Here is a 24032-nt window from a genome sequence, read left to right as displayed (position 1 = left end):
CGGTGGGTCAGAGCGGGATGTTGCCGTGCTTCTTTGGCGGCAGCGCCTCCCGCTTGCCGCGCAGCGCCCGCAGGCCGCGGACGACGTGCCGCCGGGTCTCGCTGGGGGCGATGACCGCGTCGACGTAGCCGCGCTCGGCGGCCAGGTACGGGTTGAGCAGGGTGTCCTCGTAGGAGGCGAGCAGTTCGGCGCGGCGCTCCTCGCCGACGCCCTCGGCCTCGGCGGCCGCGATCTCCCGGCGGTGCAGGATGTTGACCGCGCCCTGCGCGCCCATCACGGCGATCTGGGCGGTCGGCCAGGCCAGGTTGATGTCGGCGCCGAGGTGCTTGGAGCCCATCACGTCGTACGCGCCGCCGAAGGCCTTGCGGGTGATGACGGTGATCAGCGGCACGGTGGCCTCCGCGTACGCGAAGATCAGCTTGGCGCCGCGCCGGATGATGCCGTCCCACTCCTGGCCGGTGCCGGGCAGGAAGCCGGGCACGTCGACGAAGGTCAGCACCGGGATGTTGAACGCGTCGCAGGTGCGCACGAAGCGGGCGGCCTTCTCGCTGGCGGCGATGTCCAGGCAGCCGGCCAGGTCCATCGGCTGGTTGCCGACCACGCCCACCGGGTGGCCCTCGACCCGGCCGAAGCCGACCACGATGTTGCCCGCGTACAGCGGCTGGACCTCCAGGAAGTCGCCCTCGTCCAGGACGTGCTCGATCACCCGGCGGATGTCGTACGGCTGGTTCGCCGAGTCCGGGACGATGGTGTCGAGTTCGAGGTCCCCGGGGGTGACGGAGAGGTCGGCCTCCTCGGGGTAGGCCGGCGGGTCGCTCAGGTTGTTGGAGGGCAGGTACGACAGCAGCGCCTTGACGTACTCGATCGCCTCCTTCTCGTCGGCGGCCAGGTGGTGCGCGTTGCCGGACTTGGTGTTGTGGGTGCGGGCGCCGCCCAGCTCCTCCATGTCCACGGTCTCGCCGGTGACGGTCCTGATCACGTCCGGGCCGGTGATGAACATGTGCGAGGTCTTGTCGGCCATCACCACGAAGTCGGTCACCGCGGGGGAGTAGACCGCGCCGCCCGCGCACGGGCCCATGATCAGCGAGATCTGCGGGATCACCCCGGAGGCGTGCACGTTGCGCCGGAAGATCTCGCCGTACAGGCCGAGCGAGACCACGCCCTCCTGGATCCGGGCGCCGCCGGAGTCGTTGATGCCGATCATCGGGCAGCCGGTCTTCAGCGCGAAGTCCATCACCTTCACGATCTTCTCGCCGAACACCTCGCCCAGCGAGCCGCCGAAGACGGTGAAGTCCTGCGCGAACACCGCCACCTGGCGGCCGTCCACGGTGCCGTAGCCGGTCACCACGCCGTCGCCGTACGGCCGGTTGCGCTCCTGCCCGAAGTTGGTGGAGCGGTGCCGGGCGAACTCGTCGAACTCCACGAAGGAGTCCTCGTCCAGCAGTTCGGCGATCCGCTCACGGGCCGTCAGTTTGCCCTTGGCGTGCTGCTTCTCGACCGCCGCGGCCGAACCGGAGTGCACCGCCTCGTCGATCCGCCGGCGCAGATCGGCGAGCTTCCCGGCGGTGGTGTGCGGGTCCTGCGGTGCCTGGGTCATTCCGGTGGCTCTCCCTGCGTCCTCGGCCGCCGGCCCGGCGCGAGAGGGTTGCGGGCAGGGCGGCGCTGCGGTCTACCGTTGAGTAGCGTAACCAGCGCGGCGGCACGCGCGGTTATGGCCATCGACACATCGTCCCACTGCCCGTTCTGCGGGACGATGATGCGGCGTACGGCGTCCCGGAAACCGTCCTAGGCTGGCCGGGTGACCACTCCCGACCACCCCCGCCCCCGCCGCTCCGGCCTGCGCGGCTTCGGCCACGACGGCCCCTCCCCGTGGACCGACCTGGAGCGCCCGCCGCTGGACGAGCGGGCCCTGCGGCTCGACCTGCTGCGTCCCGGGGCGCTGTGGACCTCACTCGATGTGGTGAGCGAGACCGGCTCCACCAACGCCGACCTCGCCGCCCGCGCCGGGGACGGCGCCCCCGAGGGGGCCGTCCTGGTCGCCGAGTCGCAGAGCGCCGGACGCGGCCGGCTGGACCGCCGCTGGAGCGCCCCGCCGCGCTCCGGGCTGTTCCTGTCGGTGCTGCTGCGCCCGCAGGGCGTCCCGGTCGAGCGCTACGGCTGGCTGCCCATCCTGGTCGGCACCGCGGTCTCCGCCGCCCTCGACCGGGTCGCCGGCCTGCGCACCGGCCTGAAGTGGCCCAACGACCTGCAGACCGTCGTCGACGGGGGGGAGCGCAAGCTCGGCGGCATCCTCACCGAGCTGTCCGGCGGCGCCGTGGTGGCCGGCCTCGGCCTGAACGTCTCGCTGCGCGCGGACGAGCTGCCCGTCCCCACCGCCGCCTCGCTGGCCCTGGCCGGCGCCGAGACCACCGACCGGTCGACCCTGCTGCGCGCCGTGCTGCGCGAGTTCGCCGAGCTGTACGGCGAGTGGACCGCCGCCGGCGGCGACCCGCACGCCAGCGGCCTGCTGCCCGCGTACACCGCCCGCTGCACCACGCTGAACCGGCCGGTGCGGGTCCAACTGCCCGGCGGGCGCGAACTGCTCGGCGAGGCCGTCGCGGTCGACGCCGACGGCCGCCTGGTGGTGCGCACCCCCGACGGCGCCCGGCACCCCGTCGCCGCCGGGGACGTGGTGCACGTGCGCCCGCAGGACTGACCGGACCGGGACGGGCCGGTCTCACCCTGCGGGACCGGCCGACCGGCTGCCGGGCGGATGCCCCGGATTACGCGATTCCGTGCGAACATTCCACCTGGCAGCGGTGTGAGGCTCGCCACTACCCGCGCGGTGCGCGCGGGCCCACACCTGGACGACGGCAAGACACAAGTGCGGCTGACCGCGCGGGGACGGACCGGTGACAGACAACGACGGCGCCACGACGGGCTCCGACAGCGGCGCGGCGGACGAGACCACCGTCGCCACCGACCTGGAGCGGCTGATCCTCGACGCGCCGCGCAAGTACACCCCCTACCAGGCCGCGCGCGCCGCCGAAGTCCCGATGGACCTCGCCACCCGGTTCTGGCGCGCGATGGGCTTCCCCGACATCGGCCAGTCCCGCGCCCTCACCGACAACGACGTGATCGCGCTGCGCCGGCTGGCCGGCCTGATCGAGTCCGGGCTGCTCAGCGAGCCGATGGCGATCCAGGTCGCCCGCTCCACCGGCCAGACCACCGCCCGGCTGGCCGGCTGGCAGATGGACACCTTCCTCGACAACCTCACCCAGCCCGTCGAACCCGGCATGACCCGCTCCGACGTCGCCTACCCGCTGGTCGAACTGCTGCTGCCCGAGCTGGAGCAGTTCCTGGTGTACGTCTGGCGCCGCCAGCTCGCCGCCGTCACCGGCCGGGTCGTCCAGGCCGCCGAGGACCACGAGGTCACCTCCGGCCGGCTCGCCGTCGCCTTCGCCGACCTGGTCGGCTTCACCCGGCTCTCCCGCCGGCTGGAGGAGGAGGAGCTCGGCGAACTCGTCGAGGGCTTCGAGAACACCTGCTCCGACCTGATCGCCGGCCAGGGCGGCCGGGTGGTCAAGACCCTCGGCGACGAGATCCTGTTCGTCTCCGAGGACCCGGCCACCGTCGCCGAGATCGCCCTCTCCCTGGTCGAGACGCTCGCCAAGGAGGACAACATGCCCGCCCTGCGGGTCGGCATGGCCTTCGGCACCGTCACCTCCCGGATGGGCGACGTCTTCGGCACCACCGTCAACCTCGCCTCCCGGCTCACCTCGATCGCCCCCAAGGACGCCGTCCTGGTCGACGGCGAGCTCGCCGCCGCCCTCGAACAGCACGGCACCGCGAGCCTCCCCGAGACCGGGCCCGCCCCCGGCCACCGCTTCCACCTCCAGCCGATGTGGCGCCGCCCCGTCCGCGGCCTGGGCCTGGTCGAGCCCTGGCTGCTCACCCGGGTGCCCGCCGCCGACTGAACCCCGCCGACTGACCTCCCGCACCTCAGTCGAAAACCGCCCGCACCGACCTACGCTGGGTGAAAGGGGTCACACGGGCAGGAGGACGGCTGACGGTGAGTAGTGGTGAGTGAGGCGACCATGGACGAGCGGGCCTCGTTCGAGGCGGCGGCACCCGACCTGCGGCTGCAGGCCGTGGTGGAGCTCGCCCAGGACATGGCGGGCGCGATGACCCCGCTGGAGGCCGTCCGGGCCGCCGCCGCCCGCGCGGTCTCCGCGCTCGGTGCCACCATGGCCGCCGTCTCGGTCTGGGACCGCGAGTCCGGGCGGCTGCGGGTGCTGGTCAACCACGGCGAACTCGCCCCCGGCGAGGAGGAGCTGCCCGAGGACGAGTCGTACCCCGTCGCCGACTTCCCCGAGATCGTCACCTACCTGGAAGAGCACTGGACCACCGGCCGGCTGCCCCGCGCCTGGACCCAGACCGCCGAGGACGTCGGCCCGCACACCGGCCACCAGGACCACGGCTCCGGCGCGTTCTGCCGCCAGCGCGCCGCCGGACTGCGCCGCCGCGGCCGCGGCTGCTGCCTGGTCGCGCCGATCGTCCTGCACGGCCAGGCCTGGGGCGAGCTGTACCTCGCCCGCGGCACCGGGATGCCCGTCTTCACCGAGGTCGACGCCGAGTACGCCACCCTGCTGGCCGCCCAGGTCTCGGCCGGCCTCGCCCAGACCGAGCGGGTCGCCGACCTGCGCCGCCTCGCCTTCACCGACGCCCTCACCGGCCTGGCCAACCGCCGCGCCGTCGACGCCCGCCTCGACACCGCGCTCAAGGCCCACACCCGGGACGGCGCGGTGGTCTCCCTGGTGGTCTGCGACGTCAACGGCCTCAAGCGGGTCAACGACCAGCTCGGCCACGAGATGGGCGACCGCCTCCTCGAACGCTTCGCCCACCAGCTGTCGCTGTCCGCCGCGAGACTCCCCGGCAGCCTGGCCGCCCGGCTCGGCGGCGACGAGTTCTGCCTGCTCGCGGAGGGCCAGTCGGCCGACGAGGTGGTCGCCGTCGCCGAGGAACTCTGCGCCCGCGCCCTGGAGTTGACCGACGGCGAGGGCGTCGCCTGCGGCATCGCCTCCACCGGCGACTCGATCGGCCCGGTCACCACCCCCGACCGCCTGTTCCGCCTCGCCGACGCCGCCCAGTACCGCGCCAAGGCCGGCCGCGCCGCCCACCCCGTCGTCGCCGGACGCAGCCACGGCCCCGCGTACGCCCCCGACCCGACCGTGCAGCTGGCCGACGCCGCCGACCCCCAGCGCAGGGCCCCCGGCGGGCGGCCGAACGGGGACCGCCGCCGCTTCCGCGGCTCCGCGCACAGCGCCGACCCGGGGCAGCTGCTCACCGCCGTCCTCGGCGCGCTCGACCAGGGCGGCGCCCACCCCGCCGACACCCTCGGCCGGCTCGCCGTGGTCGCCGAGACCTCCTCCCGGCTGCTCAACGCCGTCGGCTGGTGGATCTCCTACGTCCCGCCCGGCTCGCCGCTGATGCGCACCGCCCGGCACGCGGTCTACCGGATGACCGGCGGCCCCGCCAGCACCCGCGCCCAGACCCAGCGCGCCCAGATCGAGGCCCCCGACGCCGTCTTCGACCTCCGCCACTACCCCCTCACCTCGCACGCCGTCACCGGCGGCTCCTTCACCCTCCGGGCCGGCGCCCCCGGCAACGACGCCGCCGAGGAGGCCGTCATGGTGGTCTCCGGCTACCGCGCCATGGCCGCCGCCGGCGGCGCCAACCCGGCCGGCGGCTGGCTCCTCGAACTCTTCGCCGACGAGTCCACCCTCCCCCTCACCCAGACCGCCTCCGCCCTGCGCACCCTGGTCGCCGTCGCCCTCTCCGGCCCCTGCTCACCGCCTCCGGCGTGAGCGCTCCGGCGAAGTGACCGCACCCGGGCGGCCCGGTATGGTAGCGGTCCGTAGCTGAACGGGTACGATCCGCGGGGGTCTGCGGTGGGGGACAATGGCAGGACGTTCGGGGCGTTCATCTCGCTCAGGCGGTCGACGCTGGGGTGGACCCAGCTGCGGCTGGCCGCCGAGGTCGGTCGCGGTGAGGACTGGATGTCCCTGGTCGAGCGGGACATGCAGCAGGTCAAGGACCTGACGCTGCTCCAGCGCTTCGCCGACGTCCTGGAGGTCGGCCTCGCCGAGCTGATCGCCTTGCCGCAACCGGCTGCCGACCGGGCGGGATCACGCCGGCGCAAGCCCACCTCGGCTACGCTGACGAGCACTTCCGCTGCCCAGGAGGACGATGTGCGACGCCGCCCGTTCATGGCCCTGGCGGCTGCCGCCCTGTTCGCTCCGGCCGTGGGAGAACCGGCCGCGCACGCCGAGGCGGCGACGTCGCTGGGCGGGCTGGAGGACCTTCTCCTGTACGGGACGGACCGGGTGCCGGCCCCCCGTCGCGAGCCCACCTCGGCAACCGTGGCAGCCTCCCTGGTGGCGTCCCGCCGGGAGTTCAAGGCGGCTCGGTACGACGCCCTCGCCGAAGCCCTGCCCGGTCGGATCGCGGCTGCGCAGCTGCTCGGTACGCCCGAGGAACGCGGCCGCAACGTGGCCCAGCTCTACAACGTCGCCGTCCGGCTGTGCATCAAGGCCGGGGACAACAATCTGGTGGCCATCACCGCCGACCGGGCGCTGACCTCCGCCCGGGTCGGAGGGGATCCGCTGGTCGTCGCCGAGGCACAGCGCATGGTGTCCAGCGCCTGGCGGCGTCAGGGCAGCCTGGCGCGGGCGACCGACATCGTGGTGGTCGCGGCCGAGGAACTCCTCGCCGACACCTCCGTGCCGGAGGCCTCCCGCCTCGCCACCCGCGGCGACCTCTACGCCACCGCCGCCTACACCGCCGCGAAGAGCGGAGACCGCTCCTACGCGCACGCCCTGATCCGGGAAGCCGTCGACAGTGCCGCCGCCGCGGGCCGGATCTCCGGACCGGCCGAGGGCGCACAGGGCGTCGCCCTGCACGAGTTGTCGGTGCACTACGAGCTCGGTGACGCCGGCCGCGCGATCGAGCTGGCCCGCACGATCGATCCCACCTCGCTGCCGACCGCCGAGCGGCAGGCCCGGTTCTTCATCGACGTGGCCCGCGCGTTCGACCAGTGGGGCAAGCCCGAGCCGTGCTTCAAGGCCCTGATGGCCGCCGAGGAGGCCGCCCCGCAGGAGGTCCGCCGCGGCGCCGTCCGCGACCTCGCCTCCGGGTTGCTGCGGCACGACCGCAAGCTGCCGGGTGTCCGGGACTTCGCCGCCCGCGCAGGCGTGCGGATCATCTGACCCGTAACCGGGCTACGGCCCGTAATCCGGCTACGGATCCGACCTTCAGCCGAGCGGTTCACTGGGGAACGTCCACTCCCGTTCTTGCTGCCGAGGGCCCTCCCATGCCCACGCACAGCACCCCCCTGCCCGTCGCGTAGGCCCCACGGGTCGTCCCGACGACCCCGCGCCCTCTTCCGCTCGCCCGTCCGAGAGGAGAACCGGCCATGCACCGGCCGTCCGAAGCGCCCACGATCAACGCCTCGTCGGCGCGCGTCGACCACCGCACCACCCCCGAGTACTACATCGACACCGAGCAGGTCACCGATCCCGTGATCCTGCAACTGTTGAGCTGCTGCCCGACCGTCTTCGGTCTCAAGAAGGCCGTCTCCGACCTGCTGGCCGGGCGCCTGGACATCGCACTGCCCGAGCCCGTCGGAGTCATCGAGCCCGGCGCCGTCGTCCGCGGCCGGGTGATCGTGGCGGCCGGAGCCGTCATCGCGGAGGGCGCGTTCGTCACCGGCCCGGTACTGGTCTGTTCCGGTGCGGTGGTCGAGGCCGGTGCGCGGATCCGGGACAACACGGTCATCGGACCCGGTTGCCGGATCGGCTTCGGCGCCGAGGTCACCCGTTCCCTGCTGGCAGGCGGCGTCCTCATGAAGCACACCAGCTTCGTCGGCGACTCCGTGCTCGGCCTCGGCGTCAACATCGGCGCTTTCGCCTCCACCACGGGCCTGCGGGTCACCTCCGGGCCGGTCGCCGAACCGGCCACCGAGGAGGTCTGCGCGCACCTCGACGGTCACCGGATCGCCACCGGACAGACGAAGTTCGGCGCGGTGATCGGCGACGGCGTGATCGTTCCCGCCGGCACCGTGCTCCAGCCCGCCACCCTGATCGGCGCGCACACCCTGCTCTATCCGAAGACCCAGGTCGGGGGCTTCTTCCCGGCCGGAAGCCAAGGAAGGTGACCGTGCCCACCACCGACACCACCAGGCTCGACGAGCGGGCCGTGCGGATCACCGGCGGTCAGCGCCTGGTCGGTACCGCCACCGTGCAGGGCAGCAAGAACACCGCCCTCCACCTGTACGCCGCCACGATCCTCGCCGACGATCCGCTGACCCTGATCGGCGCCCCGGAGATCCTGGACACCGGGGTGGTCGCCGACATCCTGCACCGCACCGGAACCAGGGCCACGGTGACCGGGGACGAGTTCGCCACCCGCCCGGCCGACTCCTACTTCCCGGTCATCCCCGACGACCTCGGACGGCGCATCCGCACCACCGCCGTGCTGGCCGCCGCCCTCCTGGCCCGCTCCGGCAAGGTCACCTTCCCGACTCCCGGCGGCGATGCCTTCTGCACCCGCCACATCGACCGGCACCTCGCGGCGATGGAGGCGGCCGGGGCTGACGTCGAAGTGACCCGGGGCCGGGTGCGGGCCCGCATCACCGGCAAGAGCCTGCCGTTCATCACCGATGCCGACACCCGTTCCTGGGGGCCGAGCCTCGGCGCGACGATCACCGCCATGCTGCTGGCCGCCCGCATCCCGGGGACCTCCTCGGTGCTCAACCCGAGCGTCGAACCCGAGGTCACCCACACCGCGGCCCTCCTGTCCAAGGCCGGCGTCGGCATCGAGTGGCAGGGCAGAACAGCTCTGCACGTGACCGGCACCGACCGCGTTCGGGGCGGGGTCTTCCCGGTACCTCCCGACCGGTCGGAGGCCGCCACCCTCGCCCTGGCCGCCGCGATCACCGGCGGTACCGTCCACTTGACCGGCTTCCCCGCCGCCGCGTTCCCCGACGGGCTGGTGTCCGTGTTCGCCGACGCCGGCATCCGGCTCGACCCGGTGGACGGCGGGACGACCGTCAGCGTCCCGGCCGGGCCGCGCGCGGTGCGGACGGCCACCGGCCCGCATCCCGGATTCCCGACGGACGTACAGCCGCAACTGACCGCCTTCCTGACCCAGGCCGAGGGCACCTCCCGGATCGACGAACGGATCTACCCGCAGCGCGACACCCACCTGCCCGCCCTCGCCGCGTTCGGTGCCGCCGTCAACGCGTGCGGCCCGGTGATCACCGTCCGGGGACGGTCGGCGCTGACGGCCGCCGACGTGGCCGGGGAGGACATCCGCGCGGCGACCGCGCTCGTGATCGCCGCCCTGGTGGCCGAGGGCACTTCCACGATCCGGGGGATGTACCACCTGCGGCTCGGGTACGGCAGCCTGCTGCCGAAGTTGGCGGCGCTCGGTGCCGACCTGACGATCGACCAGGAGCAGCCATGACCACCACCGTGCCGTGGACCCCGGCCGCGCTCGCCGACCTGCGCGAGTGCCTGGACCTGATGACCACAGACGGCACCGTACCCGGCGGCGTCGTCGCCCACGGCACCTTCGACACCGCTCCCGGCTACCTGGCCTCCGGCACCGTCGCGCCCGAGTGCGGAGACGTCCGGCCGGGGCCGGACACGGTGTACGACGTAGCTTCGCTGACGAAGGTGCTGGCCACCTGGCCGCTGGTCGGCACCTCTCTCTTGGACGGCTTCACCCTGGACGCCCCGATCCGCGAACTGCTGACCGGCATCCCGGCCGAGGCGCCCGGTGGGCGGGTGACGGCTCGTCAGATCCTCGCCCACACCTCCGGCCTGCGGGCCGACACCCGCCTCGACCAGTACCGGCACCGTGCCGAGCCACTGGCCGAACTAATCTGCTCGGAGCCGCTGATCGCCGACCCCGGAGCCGGACACCGCTACATCAACCGCGGCTTCATCCTCCTCGGCCTGGCCCTGGCCCACCACCGCTGCCGACGCCTGGACGAGTTGGCGGCCGAACTCTGGCAGGACCTCGGCATGACCGGCACGACCTACGGACCGGTGCCCCGCTCCGCCCGGGTCGCCCCGACCGAGCAGCGGCTGCCCGGCGGGCCCCGGCTGTGGGGCATGCCGCACGACGACAACGCCGCCCTGCTCGGCGGAGTCGCCGGCCACGCCGGGGTGTTCACCACCCCGGCCGACCTGGCCACTTTCGCCACCCACCTGCTGTCCTCGTACGCCGCCGACGGGCCGCTGGGCCGCTGGCTCGCCCACAGCATGCAGCCGCAGGCCGGGATCGAGCCGGGCCTCGACCGCGGCCTGGCCTGGATCCTCGCCGACGAGGGCAGGGTCGCCTACCACCACGGCTTCACCGGCACCAGCCTCTACCTCGCCCCGGCCACCGGCCGCTACCTGGCCGTCTGCACCAACGCCGTCTACCACCACCAGGACCACCGGACCCGCCTCGCCCCGCTGCGGGCCCTCGCCCTGAAGGCGATCACCGACGCACCCTAGGAGGCCCTCGTGGACCACCCCACGCTCGCGTCCATGACCACCCTCCGGCTCGGCGGGCCCGTCGCCAACGCCTTGCGCGTCCCTGACCCCGGCGACTGGGCCGAGTTGGTCCGCACGATCGCTGACCGCCAAGAGCGGGCTCCGCTCACGCTCGGCCACGGCAGCAACGTGATCGCCTCCGACGCCGGACACGAGGGCACCGTGGTCGCGATGAACACCCGGGGCATCACCGCCGAGCGGCTGGACGACACCACGGTGGCCGTGACCGTCCAGGCCGGGCACCCGCTCGCCGACCTCACCGGTTGGGCCGCCACCGAGCACCTCGCCGGGATCGAGTGCCTGGCCGGCATACCCGGCACCGTCGGCGCGGCGCCCGTCCAGAACGCCGGAGCCTACGGGCAGCAGATCTCCGACACCCTCGACCGCCTCACCGCCTGGGACTGGAACGCGGGCCGCCTACGGACCCTGCCCGCCCGGGTCTGCCGCCTGCGCCACCGCGACAGCCGGTTCAAGAACGCCCCCGGCCGCTGGACCGTCCTCACCGCGACGTTCCACCTCACCCGCTCACCCGCCGCCCCCCTCACCTACCGGCCGCTCGCCGACGAACTCGGCGTGGACCTGGGCACCCGCCCGCCGGTGGCCGAGGTGACCGCCGCCGTGCTCGCCAACCGCCACCGCCGAGGACTCCTCCTCGATCCCCACGGACCCGACGCGCGCCAGGTCGGATCGGTCTTCCTCAACCCGCCCGTCACCGCTGTCGAGGCCGCCCGCTGGTCAGCCGCGGGCTGCCCGGTCCACACCGACAGCGACGGGCGGCTGCGGGCCGGCGCCGACTGGCTGCTGGAACACGTCGGCTACCGCCCCGGCTGCAGGATCGCCGACGGTGTGCACTGCTCGGAGCGCCGGACCCTCACCCTCACCGCCCACGACGGAGCGACCGCGACGGCTTTCGTCCAAGCGCTCGCCGACCTCGCGGCGCGGGTCGGGAGCACCACCGGAATCACGCTCCGACCCGAACCGGTGCTGGTCGGCACATGACGATCGACCCCCCGCCCCGGCGGGCAGTGGTGAAGGCGCCGCCCGGGGAGCCGCCGGGAGGCGCTCGTGAACGGCACCACGGTCAGGCCGCCTCGTCGCCGTCCCAGTCGATGCCGATCTCGGCCAGCCAGCGGCGGTCCTCCGCGTCGGGCTCGGGGTTCGGCTGGCCGGGGCGGGCCGGCGGGCGCGGGATGTGCTGGACGGGGCCGACGCCGTAGCGGTCGGCGGCCCGGTCGGCGGCGTCGGCCGCGTCGCTGCCCGGTTCCAGGACGCCGATGTGCACGACCTCCTCGTCGCCGGGGTCGAGGACGATCAGTTCGGGGTTGGGCAGGCGGCGCAGCGCGATGCGGCGGCCGCAGAGCGGGCAGGACCATTCGTCGGCCCCGGAACCGAGCCGTCCGGTGAGTCTCATCTGGTGGATCGGCGGTGGCATTGGACTTCCCCCGTCCAAGCTGTCTTTGTCCTACTGAGAGGGATGCCCGCTCACCACCCGTCGTCAACCCGACGAAAAGGTGTCATTCGGCAAACAACAGGTGTCAGTCCAGGAAGAGTTGACGCGCCGTCGCGGACTGCTCGATGGCCTCCAGCCGGGCTTCGGCGCCCGGGAGTTCGTCGCACATGGTCTGCAGCAGGACGCGGCCCAGCATCATCGGCGCGCAGGCGGTGTCGAAGACCAGGCCGGTGCCGACGGCCGCGGGCAGCAGCACGTCGGAGAGCTTGGCGACGGGGGCGAACGCCGAGTCGGCGACGGTGAGCACCGTCAGGCCGCACTCGCGGGCCACCGCGAGGGCGTCCATCAGCTCGCGCGGGTAGCGCGGCAGGGCGAAGCAGAGCAGCGCGGTGGCCCCGGCGGCAGCGATCTGCTCCAGCCGGTCGGCGAGCATCGAGCCGCCCTCGTCGAGCAGCCGGATGTCGGGGTGCACCTTGCCGGCGAAGTACGAGAAGCCGCGGGCCTGCGCGGAGGCGGCCCGCAGGCCGAGCACGGGCAGCGGGCGGGAGGCGGCCAGGATCCGGGCGGCCCGGACGATCGGGGCCGGGTCGGCGAGCAGTTCGGCGAGGTGCCGCAGGTGCTCGATCTCGGCCAGTACGGCCTGCTGGTGCTCGTTGCGCGCCACCTCGTCGTGGCTCTCGGCCGCGCCGGGGTCGCCGACGCCGAGCTCGCGCAGCTGCTTGCGCAGCGCCGGGTAGCCGTCGTAGCCGAGCGCGACCGCGAACCTGGTCACCGAGGGCTGGCTGACGCCCGCGAGTTCGGCGACCTCGACGCTGGACAGGAACGGCGCCTCGGTGGCGTGCCGGACCAGCGAGTGGGCGATCCGGCGCTGGGTGGGGGTCAGTCGGCGGCCTTCGAAGAGGTGGAGCAGCCGGGCGGAGGGCCCGGTGGCGGTGCCGGTCTCGTCCAGGGCGGTCATGTGCGCTACCTCCACGCTCGGTTGGGCGGTCGCCGGTGGCTTCGACGGTGGGACGACTGTGGCGCAGTCCCGGTAGGCGGGCAATCGCGTATCGACTGGCGGGACGGGCGGGTCCGGAGGCCGGTGGGCCGGTTCCGGTGGGTGCGGCCCGCCCGTCCCGGGCGGGCGGTCAGGCGAGCGGTCCGGTGACCTGCTCCACCGCCTCCAGCAGGGCGCCGGAGGCGACCAGCGCGGCCGCGGCCTCCAGGTCCGGGGAGAGGAAGCGGTCGCGGCCCGGGCCGCCGACCCCGGCCGCGCGGGCGGCGGCGACGGCGGCGGCGGTCGCCGGGGCGAGCGCGCCCGGCTGCTCGGCGGCCTGCTCCCGGATCTCCAACGCCCGTGCGGCGGCCACGAGTTCCACGGCCAGGACGCGGCCGAGGTTGTCCACCGCGCGGCGCAGCTTGCGGGCCGCCGACCAGCCCATCGAGACGTGGTCCTCCTGCATCGCCGAGGACGGGATGGAGTCCACCGAGGCGGGCACCGCCAGCCGCTTGTTCTCGCTGACCAGCGCGGCCTGGGTGTACTGGGCGATCATCAGGCCGGAGTCGACGCCCGGGTCGTCGGCCAGGAAGGCGGGCAGGCCGTGCGAGCGGGCCTTGTCGAGCAGCCGGTCGGTGCGCCGCTCGGCGATCGAGGCCAGGTCGGCGGCGGCGATCGCCAGGAAGTCCAGCACGTAGCCGACGGGCGCGCCGTGGAAGTTGCCGTTCGACTCGACCCGGCCGTCGGGCAGCACCACCGGGTTGTCCACCGAGGCGGCCAGCTCGCGTTCGGCCACCAGCGCGGCGTGCGCCAGGGTGTCCCGGCCGGCGCCCGCGACCTGCGGGGCGCAGCGGATCGAGTACGCGTCCTGCACCCGCGGCGCGTCGTCCTGGTGGTGGCCGGTCAGGCCGGAGCCGCGCAGCACCGCCAGCATGTTGGCGGCGGACGCGGCCTGCCCGGGGTGCGGGCGGATCGGGGCGTGCAGTTCGGGGGCGAGCACCTTGTCGGTGCCCAGCAGCGCCTCCAGGCTCATCGCGGCGGTGACGTCGGCGGTGGTGTAGAGCCGGCGCAGGTCGGCCAGCGCCATCACCAGCATGCCGAGCATGCCGTCGGTGCCGTTGATCAGCGCCAGGCCCTCCTTCTCCAGCAGCTCGACGGGTTCGATCCCGGCGGCGGCCAGCAGTTCGGCGGCGGGCTTCTCCACCCCGTCCGGGCCGAACGCGGTGCCCTCGCCCATCAGCGCCAGCGCGCAGTGCGAGAGCGGCGCGAGGTCGCCGGAGCAGCCCAGCGAGCCGAACTCGCGCACCGCCGGGGTGATGCCCGCGTTCAGCAGCGCGGCCATCGTCTCGGCGACCAGCGGGCGCACGCCGGTGCGGCCGGAGGCCAGCGTCTTCATCCGCAGGAACACCAGGGCCCGGACCACCTCGGTCTCCACCACCGGCCCCATGCCCGCCGCGTGCGAGCGCACCAGCGAGCGCTGCAGCTGGGCCCGCAGCTCCGGGCTGATGTGCCGCACCGCCAGCGCCCCGAAGCCGGTCGACACCCCGTACACCGGGCGCGGCTCGGCCGCCAGCGCGTCGATCCGGGCCCGGGCCGCGGCCATCTCGGCGAGCGCGTCCGGCCCGATCTCCACCCGGGCCCCGCCGCGGGCGACGGCGAGGACGTCCTCGGCGCTGACGTCGGCCTTGCCGACCCGGACGACGACACTGTGCATATCCATATGCACAATCTCATCAGGTGAATGGCGATGTGACAAGCACGGTCGCGGACCGTCCGCCCCGCCCCGCCGTCCGGTGCGGCGTCCCCGGTGTCACGGTCCGGCCGCGCGCCGCAGCGGCCGGACGGGGTGGTTGACTGGCTCGCGGAGGTGCGAGACGCATGGCGCGGGCGACGGAACGACGACGAGTGGTGCGGCTGCGCGGGGACGAGCGCTCCGCGCGGCCCGACAGCCTCGCGGCCGAGGAGCCGCTGGAGATCCGGATCGGCGGCGAGGCGCTGACCGTCACCATGCGCACGCCCGGCCACGACTTCGACCTGGTCGCCGGGTTCCTGGTCGGCGAGGGCCTGGTCGGCGCCACCGAGGAACTGACCGCGCTGCGCTACTGCGCCGGGACGGACGCGGACGGCGCCAACACCTACAACGTCGTCGACGCCACCGTCCGCGGCGCCCGCCCCGCGCTCTCCGCCCACCGCAACCTGCTCACCACCAGCGCGTGCGGCCTCTGCGGCCGCGACACCGTCGACGCCGTCCGCACCCGCTCCCGCTGGGACGTCGCCCCCGACCCGCTCACCGTGCCCGCGGCCGTCCTGTACGAACTCCCGGCCCGGCTGCGCGCCGCCCAGGCGGCCTTCGACGCCACCGGCGGGCTGCACGCCGCCGGGCTGTTCACCGCGGACGGCGCGCTGCTGTGCGTGCGCGAGGACGTCGGCCGCCACAACGCGGTCGACAAGGTGATCGGCTGGGCACTGCGCGAGGGCCGCCTCCCGCTGACCGGCCACCTGCTGGTGGTCTCCGGCCGCGCCTCCTTCGAACTCACCCAGAAGGCCGCCCTGGCCGGCCTCCCGCTGCTGGCCGCCGTCTCCGCCCCCTCCTCCCTCGCCGTCGACCTCGCCGAGGAACTCGGCCTCACCCTGGTCGGCTTCCTCCGCGACCGCGGCGCGAACGTCTACACCCGCCCCGACCGGATCTCCTAGGCGGCTCCCGGCTCCCGGCTCCCGGCTCCCGGCTCCCGGCGGGGCTCTGGCCGCCGTGGTGCTGTTTGGATATATTCAGGCACGTCGATCGTGAATGAATTCCATCCGGCAGGGAGGCTGGCCCATGGCAGAGCAGACGAGCGGTCCGCGCGAGGTCCGCGCGGCGCGGGGGAGCGGGCTCAGTGCGCAGGGGTGGCAGCAGGAGGCGGCCCTGCGGATGCTGATGAACAACCTGGACCCGGAGGTCGCCGAGCACCCGTCGAAGCTGGTCGTCTACGGCGGCACGGGGAAGGCGGCCCGGGACTGGCGGTCCTTCGACGCGATGGTGCGGACCCTGCGGGGGCTCAAGCAGGACGAGACCATGCTGGTGCAGTCCGGGCGGCCGGTCGGCGTGATGCAGACCCACGAGTGGGCGCCGCGGGTGCTGATCGCCAACTCCAACCTGGTGGGGGACTGGGCGAACTGGGAGGAGTTCCGCCGGCTGGAGTCGCTCGGCCTCACCATGTACGGGCAGATGACCGCCGGTTCGTGGATCTACATCGGCACCCAGGGCATCCTCCAGGGCACCTACGAGACCTTCGCCGCCGTGGCGAACAAGAGGTTCGGCGGCACCCTGGAGGGCACGATCACCCTCACCGCGGGCCTCGGCGGCATGGGCGGCGCCCAGCCGCTGGCCGTCACCATGAACGGCGGCGTCGCGATCTGCATCGACTGCGACCCGTCCCGGATCGCCCGCCGGATCGAGCACCGCTACCTCGACGTCGAGGCGAGCAGCCTGGACCACGCGCTCCAGCTCGCCGTCGAGGCCCGCGACCGGCGGCAGCCGCTCTCCATCGGCCTGCTCGGCAACGCCGCCGACCTGCTGCCGCAACTGCTCGCGCTGGACGCCCCGATCGACATCGTCACCGACCAGACCAGCGCCCACGACCCGCTCGCCTACCTCCCCACCGGCGTCGCCTTCGAGGACATGGCCTCCTACGCGGCCGAGAAGCCCGCCGAGTTCACCACCCGGGCCCGCGAGTCGATGGCCCGGCACGTGGCGGCGATGGTCGGCTTCCAGGACCGCGGCGCGGAGGTCTTCGACTACGGCAACTCGATCCGCGGCGAGGCGCAACTCGCCGGGTACGAGCGGGCGTTCGCCTTCCCCGGGTTCGTCCCCGCGTACATCAGGCCGCTGTTCTGCGAAGGGAAGGGCCCGTTCCGCTGGGCCGCGCTCTCCGGCGACCCGAAGGACATCCACAGGACCGACCGGGCCGTGCTCGACCTGTTCCCGGAGAACGAGTCGCTGCACCGCTGGATCACCATGGCCCAGGAGAAGGTGCACTTCCAGGGCCTGCCCGCGCGGATCTGCTGGCTCGGCTACGGCGAGCGCGACAAGGCCGGCGAGCGGTTCAACGACATGGTGGCCTCCGGCGAGCTGTCCGCGCCGATCGTCATCGGCCGCGACCACCTCGACTGCGGCTCGGTCGCCTCCCCCTACCGGGAGACCGAGGCGATGCTCGACGGCTCCGACGCGATCGCCGACTGGCCGCTGCTCAACGCCATGGTCAACGTGGCCTCCGGCGCGTCCTGGGTCTCCATCCACCACGGCGGCGGCGTCGGCATCGGCCGCTCGATCCACGCCGGGCAGGTCACCGTCGCCGACGGCACCGCGCTGGCCGGCGAGAAGATCCGCCGGGTGCTCACCAACGACCCCGGCATGGGCGTGATCCGGCACGTCGACGCCGGCTACGACCGGGCGTCCGAGGTCGCCGCCGAGCGCGGCGTGCGCGTCCCCATGCACGAGCACGGCCCGGTGGCGGAGCGGTGAGCTTCGACGCGATGTGGGCGGAGCTGCTCCCGGTGGGCCGCTCCGCCGCCACCGGCGGCTACCGGCGGCACGCCTGGAACTCCGCCGACGCCGAGTGCCGGGCCTGGTTCGAGCAGCAGGCCCGGACGCGCGGGCTGGCGTACGAGACGGATCGCAACGGCAACCAGTGGGCCTGGCACGGGGACCGGGACGCCGGGAACGCCGTGGTCACCGGCTCGCACCTGGACTCCGTCCCCGACGGCGGCGCCTACGACGGCCCGCTCGGGGTCGTCTCCGCCTTCGCCGCGTTCGACGAACTGCGTGCCGCAGGCGCCGAGTTCACCCGCCCGCTGGCGATCGTCAACTTCGCGGACGAGGAGGGCGCCCGGTTCGGCGTCGCCTGCGTCGGCTCCCGGCTGGCCACCGGCGTGCTCGACCGGGAGGCCGCGTACGCGCTGCGCGACGCCGACGGCGTCCGGCTGCCCGATGCCATGGAACGCGCCGGGCACGACCCGGCGCGGATCGGCGCCGACCCCGAACTGCTCGGCCGGATCGGCGCGTTCGTCGAACTCCACGTCGAACAGGGCCGGTGCCTGGCCGAGGGGCAGCCGGTCGGCGTGGCCGGGGCGATCTGGCCGCACGGCCGGTGGCGGTTCGACTTCCACGGCGAGGCCAACCACGCCGGCACCACCCTGCTCGCCGACCGCCGCGACCCGATGCTGACCTACGCCACCACCGTGCTCGCCGCCCGCAAGAAGGCCCGCCTGGCCGGGGCGCTCGCCACCTTCGGCAAGGTCGCCGTCGAACCCAACGGCACCAACGCCATCGCCTCGCTGGTGCGCGGCTGGCTGGACTCCCGCGCCCCCGACGAGGCCACGCTGCACGCGGTCGTCGAGGCGGTCGGACAGGCCGCCGCCGAACGCGGCGCGCGCGACGGCGTCCGGGTCGAGCTCACCCGCGAGTCGTACACCCCCGTGGTCGACTTCGACGGCCCGCTGCGCGGGCGCCTCGCCGACCTGCTGAACGCGCCCGTCCTGCCCACCGGCGCCGGACACGACGCCGGGATCCTGGCGTCCGCCGTCCCGACCGCCATGCTGTTCGTGCGCAACCCCACCGGCGTCTCGCACTCCCCGGCCGAGCACGCCGAACGGGCGGACTGCCACGCGGGCGTCGCCGCCCTGGCCCGCGTCCTGGAGGAGCTCGCATGCCGGCCGTCGTGATCCACCGGGCCGGGCACGCCGGACACGCCGGACATGCCGGACGCGCGGGCGCCACCGCCCCGGCCCACGCACTGGAGGAGCCCGCATGCCGTCAGCCGTGACGTACTGGGCCGAGCACGCCTGGCTGCCGCAGCCGGACGGGCCGGCCGTCCGGTCCGAGGTGCTGATCACCGTCGGCACCGGCGGCCGGATCGCCGCGCTCGTGCCCGACAGCGGGCCCTGCCCCGCCGGGGCGGTCCGGCTGGCCGGGCTCGCGCTGCCCGGGCACGCCAACGCGCACTCGCACGCCTTCCACCGGGCGCTGCGCTCCACCGTCCAGGTCGGCTCCGGGACGTTCTGGACCTGGCGGGAGACCATGTACCGGGTCGCCGCCGCGCTCGACCCCGACAGCTACCTGGCGCTCGCCACCGCGGTGTACGCCGAGATGGCGCTCGCCGGGATCACCGCCGTCGGCGAGTTCCACTACCTGCACCACGCGCCCGGCGGCGCCCGGTACGCGAACCCGAACGCGATGGGCGAGGCGCTGGTCGAGGCCGCCGCCCGGGCCGGCATCCGGATCACCCTGCTCGACACCTGCTACCTGTCCGCCGGGTTCGGCGCCGCACCGACCGAGCCCCAACTGCGCTTCTCGGACGGCGACGCGGACGCCTGGGCCGAGCGGGCGGCCGCCCTGCCGAGCGCCGAGCACGCCCGGATCGGCGCCGCCGTGCACAGCGTCCGGGCCGTCCCCGCCGGGCAGTTGGGCACCGTCGCGCACTGGGCCGCGACGCGCCGGGCACCGCTGCACGTCCACCTCTCCGAGCAGACCGCCGAGAACGACGCCTGCCTGGCCGCGCACGGCGTCACCCCGACCCGGCTGCTCGCCGACCACGGCGTCCTCGGCCCGCGCACCTCCGCCGTGCACGCCACCCACCTCACCGACGAGGACGTCCGGCTGCTCGCCGGCTCCGCCACCACGGTCTGCATGTGCCCCACCACCGAACGGGACCTCGCCGACGGCATCGGCCCGGCCCGCCGGCTCGCCTCGGCGGGCTGCCCGATCAGCCTGGGCTCCGACAGCCACGCCGTCATCGACCCGTTCGAGGAGGCCCGCGCCCTGGAACTCGACGAACGCCTGCGCACCCGCACCCGCGGCCACTGGACGGCCAACGCCCTGCTCCGGGCGGGCACCGCCGACGGCCACGCCTCGCTCGGCTGGCCGGAGGCCGGACGGCTGGAGGCTGGCGCGCTCGCCGACTTCTGCGTCATCGCCCTCGATTCCGTCCGCACCGCCGGGCCGCCGCCCGCGCTCGGCGCCGAGACCGCGGTCTTCGCGGCGGGCGCCGCCGACGTGCGCCACCTGGTGGTCGGCGGCCGGCACGTGGTCGCGGACGGCACGCACCGGCTCGTCCCGGAGACCGGGCGCGCCCTCGCCGCGGCCGTCGCCGCCCTGCGCTGACGGCCCGCCGACGGTCCGCCGACGGCTCGGCCGCCCGAACCGGTCCCGCTCCCTCCCGCCCGGCTCCCGCCCGGCTCCCGCGCCCCCGCCCGGCTCCCCGGGCGGGGGCACGACCGATCAAGGACACCACCCCTCATGAGCCTGCTCATCAGCAACATCGGGTCGCTGGTCACCAACGACCCCGCCCTCGGCGCGGGCCCGCTCGGCCTGCTGGCCGACGCCGCCGTGGTGGTCGAGGGCGACACCGTCGCCTGGGTGGGGCCGGCCGCGGCCGCGCCCGCCGCCGACCGGGCCGTGGACGCCGCCGGGCGGGCCCTGCTGCCCGGCTTCGTGGACAGCCACTCGCACCTGGTGTTCGCCGGCGACCGCACCGCCGAGTTCCACGCCCGGATGTCGGGCCGGGCGTACGGCGCGGGCGGCATCCGCACCACCGTCGCCGCGACCAGGGCGGCGTCCGACGCCGAGCTGAACGCCAACCTGACCCGCTACCTGGCGGAGATGCTGGCCCAGGGCACCACCACCGTCGAGGTGAAGTCCGGGTACGGCCTGAGCACCGCCGACGAGGCCCGCTCGCTGCGGATCGCCGCCGGGCACACCCGGGAGACCACCTACCTCGGGGCGCACGTGGTCGCCCCCGAGTACGCCGACGACCCGGCCGGGTACGTGGAGCTGGTCACCGGCGAGATGCTGACCGCGTGCGCGCCGTACGCCCGCTGGGTGGACGTGTTCTGCGAGCGCGGCGCCTTCGACGGCGACCAGGCCCGGGCGGTGCTGACCGCCGGCGTCGCGCGGGGCCTGCGGCCCCGGGTGCACGCCAACCAGCTGGGCCACGGCCCCGGCGTGCAGCTCGCGGTGGAGCTGGGCGCCGCGTCCGCCGACCACTGCACCCACCTGACCGACGCGGACGTCGCCGCGCTGGCCGGGAGCGACACGGTGGCGACGCTGCTGCCGGGCGCCGAGTTCTCCACCCGCGCGCCCTACCCGGACGCCCGGCGGCTGCTGGACGCGGGCGCCGCCGTCGCGCTGTCCACCGACTGCAACCCCGGCTCCAGCTTCACCAGCTCGATGCCGTTCTGCGTGGCCGTCGCGGTCCGCGAGATGGGCATGACCCCCGACGAGGCGGTGCACGCCGCCACCGCGGGCGGCGCGCTCGCGCTGCGCCGCACCGACGTGGGCCGGATCGCCCCGGGCGCCCGGGCGGACCTCCAGCTGCTGGACGCGCCCTCGCACGTCCACCTGGCCTACCGCCCGGGCGTCCCGCTGACCGCCGCGGTGTGGCGGGGCGGGGTCCGGGAGGTGTGAGGCGCGGCGTCAGCGCCCGTGTGAGGCGCGGCGTCAGCGCCCGTCGCCCAGCAGCCTCCCGATCCGGCCGCGGGCGGCGAACAGGCCGGCGCCCGCCGCGATCGCCAGCAGGCCCTGGACGGCGAAGTACCAGGTCGAGCCGACCACGTCGTCGCCCAGCAGCAGCTGGGCGACGGCGGCCACGCAGTCGCCCGCCGTGACGGCGAGGAACCAGACGCCCATCATCTGGCTGGCGTACTTGGCGGGCGCCAGCTTGGTGGTGACGGACAGGCCGACCGGGGAGAGGGTCAGCTCGCCGACGGTCTGGACCAGGTAGACCACGGCCAGCCAGAGCGGGGAGACCTTGACGCCGCCGGAGGCCGCGGCCATCGCCAGCATCATCACCAGGAAGGACGCGCCGATCATCAGCAGGCCGAAGGAGAACTTCGCGGTGGTGGAGGGGTTGCGCCCGCGCCGGGCCAGGGCGTTCCACAGCCAGGCGAAGACCGGGGCCAGCGCCATGATGTACAGCGGGTTCAGCGACTGGAACCAGCTGGACGGGAAGGAGAGGCCGAACAGGCTCCCGGCGGTGTTCCGGTCGGCGAACACGCTCAGGGTCGAGCCGGACTGGTCGTAGATCATCCAGAACACCGCGGCGGCCAGGAAGAACCACAGGTAGCCGCCCATCCGGGAGCGCTCCTCGCCGGTCAGCGCGGAGTCGCGGCGGATCCGGGCGAACACCAGGGCGGGCACCGCGATGCCGGCCAGCGAGAGCGGCCAGATCGCCCAGGAGACGGTGAAGTGCCCGGTGCCGACGACCACGCCGTAGAACACCGCGGCGGCGGCCAGCCAGAGCCCGGCCTTGCGCAGCACCGCACGGCCCTCGGCCCGGCTCAGCGGCGCGGCGACGACGTTCGACTCCGGGCTCAGGTGCCGGGTGCCCAGCAGGTACTGGACCAGGCCGAGCGCCATGCCGACGCCCGCCAGCGCGAAGCCCAGGTGCCAGTTCACCTTCTGGCCGACGGTGCCGATCACCAGCGGCGCCAGGAAGGCGCCGAGGTTGATGCCCATGTAGAAGACGGTGAAGCCGCCGTCGCGGCGCGAGTCGTCGTCCTTGGCGTAGAGCTGGCCGACCATCGTGGAGATGTTGGCCTTGAGCAGGCCGGAGCCGATCGCGATCGGGACCAGGCCCGCGAAGAAGAACACCTTGCTGGGCACGGCGAGCATGAAGTGCCCGACCATGATGATCAGCCCGCCGAGGGCGACGGTGCGCCGGGCGCCGAGCAGCCGGTCGGCGATCCAGCCGCCGGGCAGCGCGAGCAGGTAGACCATGGCGTTGTAGACCGAGTAGACGGCGGCGGCGGTGGCCACCGGCACCCCCAGGCCGCCCTTGGCCGCCTCGGTGGACATGTAGACCACCAGCAGCGCGCGCATGCCGTAGAAGCTGAAGCGCTCCCAGGTCTCGGTCATGAAGAGGGTGGCCAGGCCGCGGGGGTGGCCGAGGAAGGTCCGCCCCGAGGGGGGAGAGGGCCGTACCTCGGTCTCCAGGGTGGTCGAAGCCATGCTGATTCCTTGCCTGTTTTCTCGGGTTCCCCACCACGGTAAGTCGCGAGTTCGGGTGACTGCGGAGCGTGAATGGTATGCAGAAGGTAAAGCTTGGCGGCCGTGTGCCGTGCATTTTCATGCCTGCACCGAAAGAATGCCTGCGATCCTAAGGGTCATGCGAAGAATGTCCGTTAAAGCGCAGTTGTCGCCGAAGGGGTCCGCGGAACGGCGGTGATCACCGGTTGTGACAGTGTTCACAGCGCCCGGCCCGGGCGGGCCCGGACTGCCCGAGACCCTCTGATCGGCGGCCCCCGCGCGGTCTACCATCGCCCCTATGACCTGTGTGCTGCTGGCCGAGGACGACCCGGCAATCTCCGAACCGCTGGCCCGCGCCCTGCGCCGCGAGGGCTACGAGGTGCTCGTCCGCGAGGACGGGCCGGCCGCCCTGGGCGCCGGCCTCAGCGAGGACGTCGACCTGATCGTGCTCGACCTCGGGCTCCCCGAGATGGACGGCCTGGAGGTGTGCCGGCGGCTGCGCGCCGACGGCAAGAGCTTCCCCGTCCTGGTGCTCACCGCCCGCGCCGACGAGGTGGACACCGTGGTCGGCCTGGACGCCGGCGCCGACGACTACGTCACCAAGCCGTTCCGGCTGGCCGAACTGCTGGCCCGGGTCCGGGCCCTGCTCCGGCGCGGCAACGTCGACCAGCTGACCACCGGCGCGCACGGCGTGAAGATCGACATCGAGTCGCACCGGGCCTGGCTCGGCGAGGAGGAACTCACCCTCTCCGCCAAGGAGTTCGAGCTGCTGCGGGTCCTGGTGCGGGACGCCGGGCGGGTGGTCACCCGGGAGGAGATCATGCGCCAGGTCTGGGACACCACCTGGTGGACCTCCACCAAGACCCTGGACATGCACATCTCCTGGCTGCGCAAGAAGCTCGGCGACGACGCCGCGAACCCGCGCTACATCGCCACCGTGCGCGGCGTGGGCTTCCGCTTCGAGAAGAACTGACCCGCGAAGAACCGACCGGAAGAACCGCCAACCGGAGGACCGCCCGG

Annotated in this window: 18 protein-coding genes and 1 pseudogene; 14 read left to right on the top strand and 5 right to left on the bottom strand. The window is 74.2% G+C overall.

The window, feature by feature from the left end:
* Positions 1–7 precede the first annotated feature (7 nt).
* Positions 8–1597: an acyl-CoA carboxylase subunit beta gene (locus HUT16_RS12900; protein WP_176188357.1), complete on the bottom strand. Its 1590-nt coding sequence runs from the start codon at positions 1595–1597 to the stop codon at positions 8–10.
* A 240-nt stretch (positions 1598–1837) separates the two neighbouring features.
* Here HUT16_RS12900 and HUT16_RS12895 point away from each other — a divergent pair, with 240 nt between their 5' ends.
* The 8 genes and pseudogenes from HUT16_RS12895 (at position 1838) to HUT16_RS12860 (ending at position 11582) form a co-directional block, all read left to right on the top strand.
* Positions 1838–2695 carry a biotin--[acetyl-CoA-carboxylase] ligase gene (locus HUT16_RS12895; protein ID WP_176192648.1) on the top strand — a complete coding sequence of 286 codons (858 nt, stop codon included), beginning with the start codon at positions 1838–1840 and terminating at the stop codon, positions 2693–2695.
* Between the two features lie 196 nt (positions 2696–2891).
* The gene (locus HUT16_RS12890; protein WP_176188356.1) at positions 2892–3956 is read left to right on the top strand and encodes an adenylate/guanylate cyclase domain-containing protein; all 1065 of its coding nucleotides are present in this window, start codon (positions 2892–2894) and stop codon (positions 3954–3956) included.
* Between the two features lie 120 nt (positions 3957–4076).
* Positions 4077–5177, top strand: a pseudogene (locus HUT16_RS38155) (diguanylate cyclase); the annotation flags it as partial.
* 753 nt (positions 5178–5930) lie between these two features.
* On the top strand, positions 5931–7247 hold the full coding sequence (locus HUT16_RS12880) for a helix-turn-helix domain-containing protein (protein WP_254897788.1): 1317 nt from the start codon (positions 5931–5933) through the stop codon (positions 7245–7247).
* A gap of 206 nt (positions 7248–7453) precedes the next feature.
* Positions 7454–8194, top strand: coding sequence for a hypothetical protein (locus HUT16_RS12875; protein ID WP_176188355.1), 741 nt, complete (start codon positions 7454–7456; stop codon positions 8192–8194).
* A 2-nt stretch (positions 8195–8196) separates the two neighbouring features.
* Positions 8197–9504, top strand: a complete 1308-nt coding sequence (locus tag HUT16_RS12870) for a UDP-N-acetylglucosamine 1-carboxyvinyltransferase (RefSeq protein ID WP_176188354.1) — start codon at positions 8197–8199, stop codon at positions 9502–9504.
* Positions 9501–10544, top strand: coding sequence for a serine hydrolase (locus tag HUT16_RS12865; RefSeq protein WP_176188353.1), 1044 nt, complete (start codon positions 9501–9503; stop codon positions 10542–10544). Before HUT16_RS12870 ends, HUT16_RS12865 begins: the two co-directional genes overlap by 4 nt.
* Before the next feature lie 9 nt (positions 10545–10553).
* The gene (locus tag HUT16_RS12860; protein ID WP_303392076.1) at positions 10554–11582 is read left to right on the top strand and encodes a UDP-N-acetylmuramate dehydrogenase; all 1029 of its coding nucleotides are present in this window, start codon (positions 10554–10556) and stop codon (positions 11580–11582) included.
* An 82-nt stretch (positions 11583–11664) separates the two neighbouring features.
* On the opposite strand, the gene HUT16_RS12855 is transcribed toward HUT16_RS12860, so the two are convergent.
* The 3 genes from HUT16_RS12855 to hutH all read right to left on the bottom strand — a co-directional run bounded on the left by HUT16_RS12855 (position 11665) and on the right by hutH (position 14723).
* Positions 11665–11994 carry a hypothetical protein gene (locus HUT16_RS12855; RefSeq protein WP_176188351.1) on the bottom strand — a complete coding sequence of 110 codons (330 nt, stop codon included), beginning with the start codon at positions 11992–11994 and terminating at the stop codon, positions 11665–11667.
* A gap of 124 nt (positions 11995–12118) precedes the next feature.
* On the bottom strand, positions 12119–12991 hold the full coding sequence (locus tag HUT16_RS12850; protein WP_176188350.1) for a MurR/RpiR family transcriptional regulator: 873 nt from the start codon (positions 12989–12991) through the stop codon (positions 12119–12121).
* Positions 12992–13160: 169 nt separating this feature from the next.
* Positions 13161–14723, bottom strand: a complete 1563-nt coding sequence (gene hutH / locus HUT16_RS12845) for a histidine ammonia-lyase (protein WP_176192645.1) — start codon at positions 14721–14723, stop codon at positions 13161–13163.
* 164 nt (positions 14724–14887) lie between these two features.
* Between hutH and fdhD the strand changes: the two genes are divergently transcribed.
* The 5 genes from fdhD (at position 14888) to hutI (ending at position 21452) form a co-directional block, all read left to right on the top strand.
* Positions 14888–15703, top strand: a complete 816-nt coding sequence (gene fdhD, locus HUT16_RS12840) for a formate dehydrogenase accessory sulfurtransferase FdhD (RefSeq protein WP_176188349.1) — start codon at positions 14888–14890, stop codon at positions 15701–15703.
* 124 nt (positions 15704–15827) lie between these two features.
* Positions 15828–17513, top strand: a complete 1686-nt coding sequence (gene hutU / locus HUT16_RS12835; protein WP_176188348.1) for a urocanate hydratase — start codon at positions 15828–15830, stop codon at positions 17511–17513.
* An 11-nt stretch (positions 17514–17524) separates the two neighbouring features.
* The gene (locus HUT16_RS12830) at positions 17525–18712 is read left to right on the top strand and encodes an allantoate amidohydrolase (RefSeq protein WP_176192644.1); all 1188 of its coding nucleotides are present in this window, start codon (positions 17525–17527) and stop codon (positions 18710–18712) included.
* 85 nt (positions 18713–18797) lie between these two features.
* Positions 18798–20150 (top strand): formimidoylglutamate deiminase, encoded by a 1353-nt coding sequence (locus HUT16_RS12825; protein WP_176188347.1) that lies wholly within the window; start codon positions 18798–18800, stop codon positions 20148–20150.
* Positions 20151–20285: 135 nt separating this feature from the next.
* On the top strand, positions 20286–21452 hold the full coding sequence (hutI, locus tag HUT16_RS12820) for an imidazolonepropionase (protein WP_176188346.1): 1167 nt from the start codon (positions 20286–20288) through the stop codon (positions 21450–21452).
* Positions 21453–21485: 33 nt separating this feature from the next.
* Here the strand turns inward: hutI and HUT16_RS12815 are convergent, their stop codons facing one another.
* Complete coding sequence (locus tag HUT16_RS12815; protein WP_176188345.1) at positions 21486–22994, bottom strand: peptide MFS transporter; 1509 nt, start codon at positions 22992–22994, stop codon at positions 21486–21488.
* A 316-nt stretch (positions 22995–23310) separates the two neighbouring features.
* On the opposite strand from HUT16_RS12815, the gene HUT16_RS12810 reads away from it, so the two are divergent.
* Complete coding sequence (locus tag HUT16_RS12810) at positions 23311–23985, top strand: response regulator transcription factor (protein WP_014136090.1); 675 nt, start codon at positions 23311–23313, stop codon at positions 23983–23985.
* The last annotated feature ends 47 nt before the right edge of the window (positions 23986–24032 follow it).

This window comes from Kitasatospora sp. NA04385 (assembly GCF_013364235.1).
Taxonomy (GTDB): domain Bacteria; phylum Actinomycetota; class Actinomycetes; order Streptomycetales; family Streptomycetaceae; genus Kitasatospora.
The sequence above is the reverse complement of the archived record's forward strand: the minus strand, read 5'-3'. Positions and strand labels throughout refer to the sequence as shown.

Excerpts from the sequence above, each read along its gene's own strand:
- HUT16_RS12900 (WP_176188357.1), bottom strand. The coding sequence starts at position 1,597 with ATGACCCAGGCACCGCAGGACCCGCACACCACCGCCGGGAAGCTCGCC.
- HUT16_RS12875 (WP_176188355.1), top strand. The coding sequence starts at position 7,454 with ATGCACCGGCCGTCCGAAGCGCCCACGATCAACGCCTCGTCGGCGCGC.
- HUT16_RS12865 (WP_176188353.1), top strand. The coding sequence starts at position 9,501 with ATGACCACCACCGTGCCGTGGACCCCGGCCGCGCTCGCCGACCTGCGC.
- HUT16_RS12855 (WP_176188351.1), bottom strand. The coding sequence starts at position 11,994 with ATGAGACTCACCGGACGGCTCGGTTCCGGGGCCGACGAATGGTCCTGC.
- HUT16_RS12850 (WP_176188350.1), bottom strand. The coding sequence starts at position 12,991 with ATGACCGCCCTGGACGAGACCGGCACCGCCACCGGGCCCTCCGCCCGG.
- hutH (WP_176192645.1), bottom strand. The coding sequence starts at position 14,723 with ATGCACAGTGTCGTCGTCCGGGTCGGCAAGGCCGACGTCAGCGCCGAG.
- fdhD (WP_176188349.1), top strand. The coding sequence starts at position 14,888 with ATGGCGCGGGCGACGGAACGACGACGAGTGGTGCGGCTGCGCGGGGAC.
- hutU (WP_176188348.1), top strand. The coding sequence starts at position 15,828 with ATGGCAGAGCAGACGAGCGGTCCGCGCGAGGTCCGCGCGGCGCGGGGG.
- HUT16_RS12830 (WP_176192644.1), top strand. The coding sequence starts at position 17,525 with ATGTGGGCGGAGCTGCTCCCGGTGGGCCGCTCCGCCGCCACCGGCGGC.
- HUT16_RS12825 (WP_176188347.1), top strand. The coding sequence starts at position 18,798 with ATGCCGTCAGCCGTGACGTACTGGGCCGAGCACGCCTGGCTGCCGCAG.
- hutI (WP_176188346.1), top strand. The coding sequence starts at position 20,286 with ATGAGCCTGCTCATCAGCAACATCGGGTCGCTGGTCACCAACGACCCC.
- HUT16_RS12815 (WP_176188345.1), bottom strand. The coding sequence starts at position 22,994 with ATGGCTTCGACCACCCTGGAGACCGAGGTACGGCCCTCTCCCCCCTCG.
- HUT16_RS12810 (WP_014136090.1), top strand. The coding sequence starts at position 23,311 with ATGACCTGTGTGCTGCTGGCCGAGGACGACCCGGCAATCTCCGAACCG.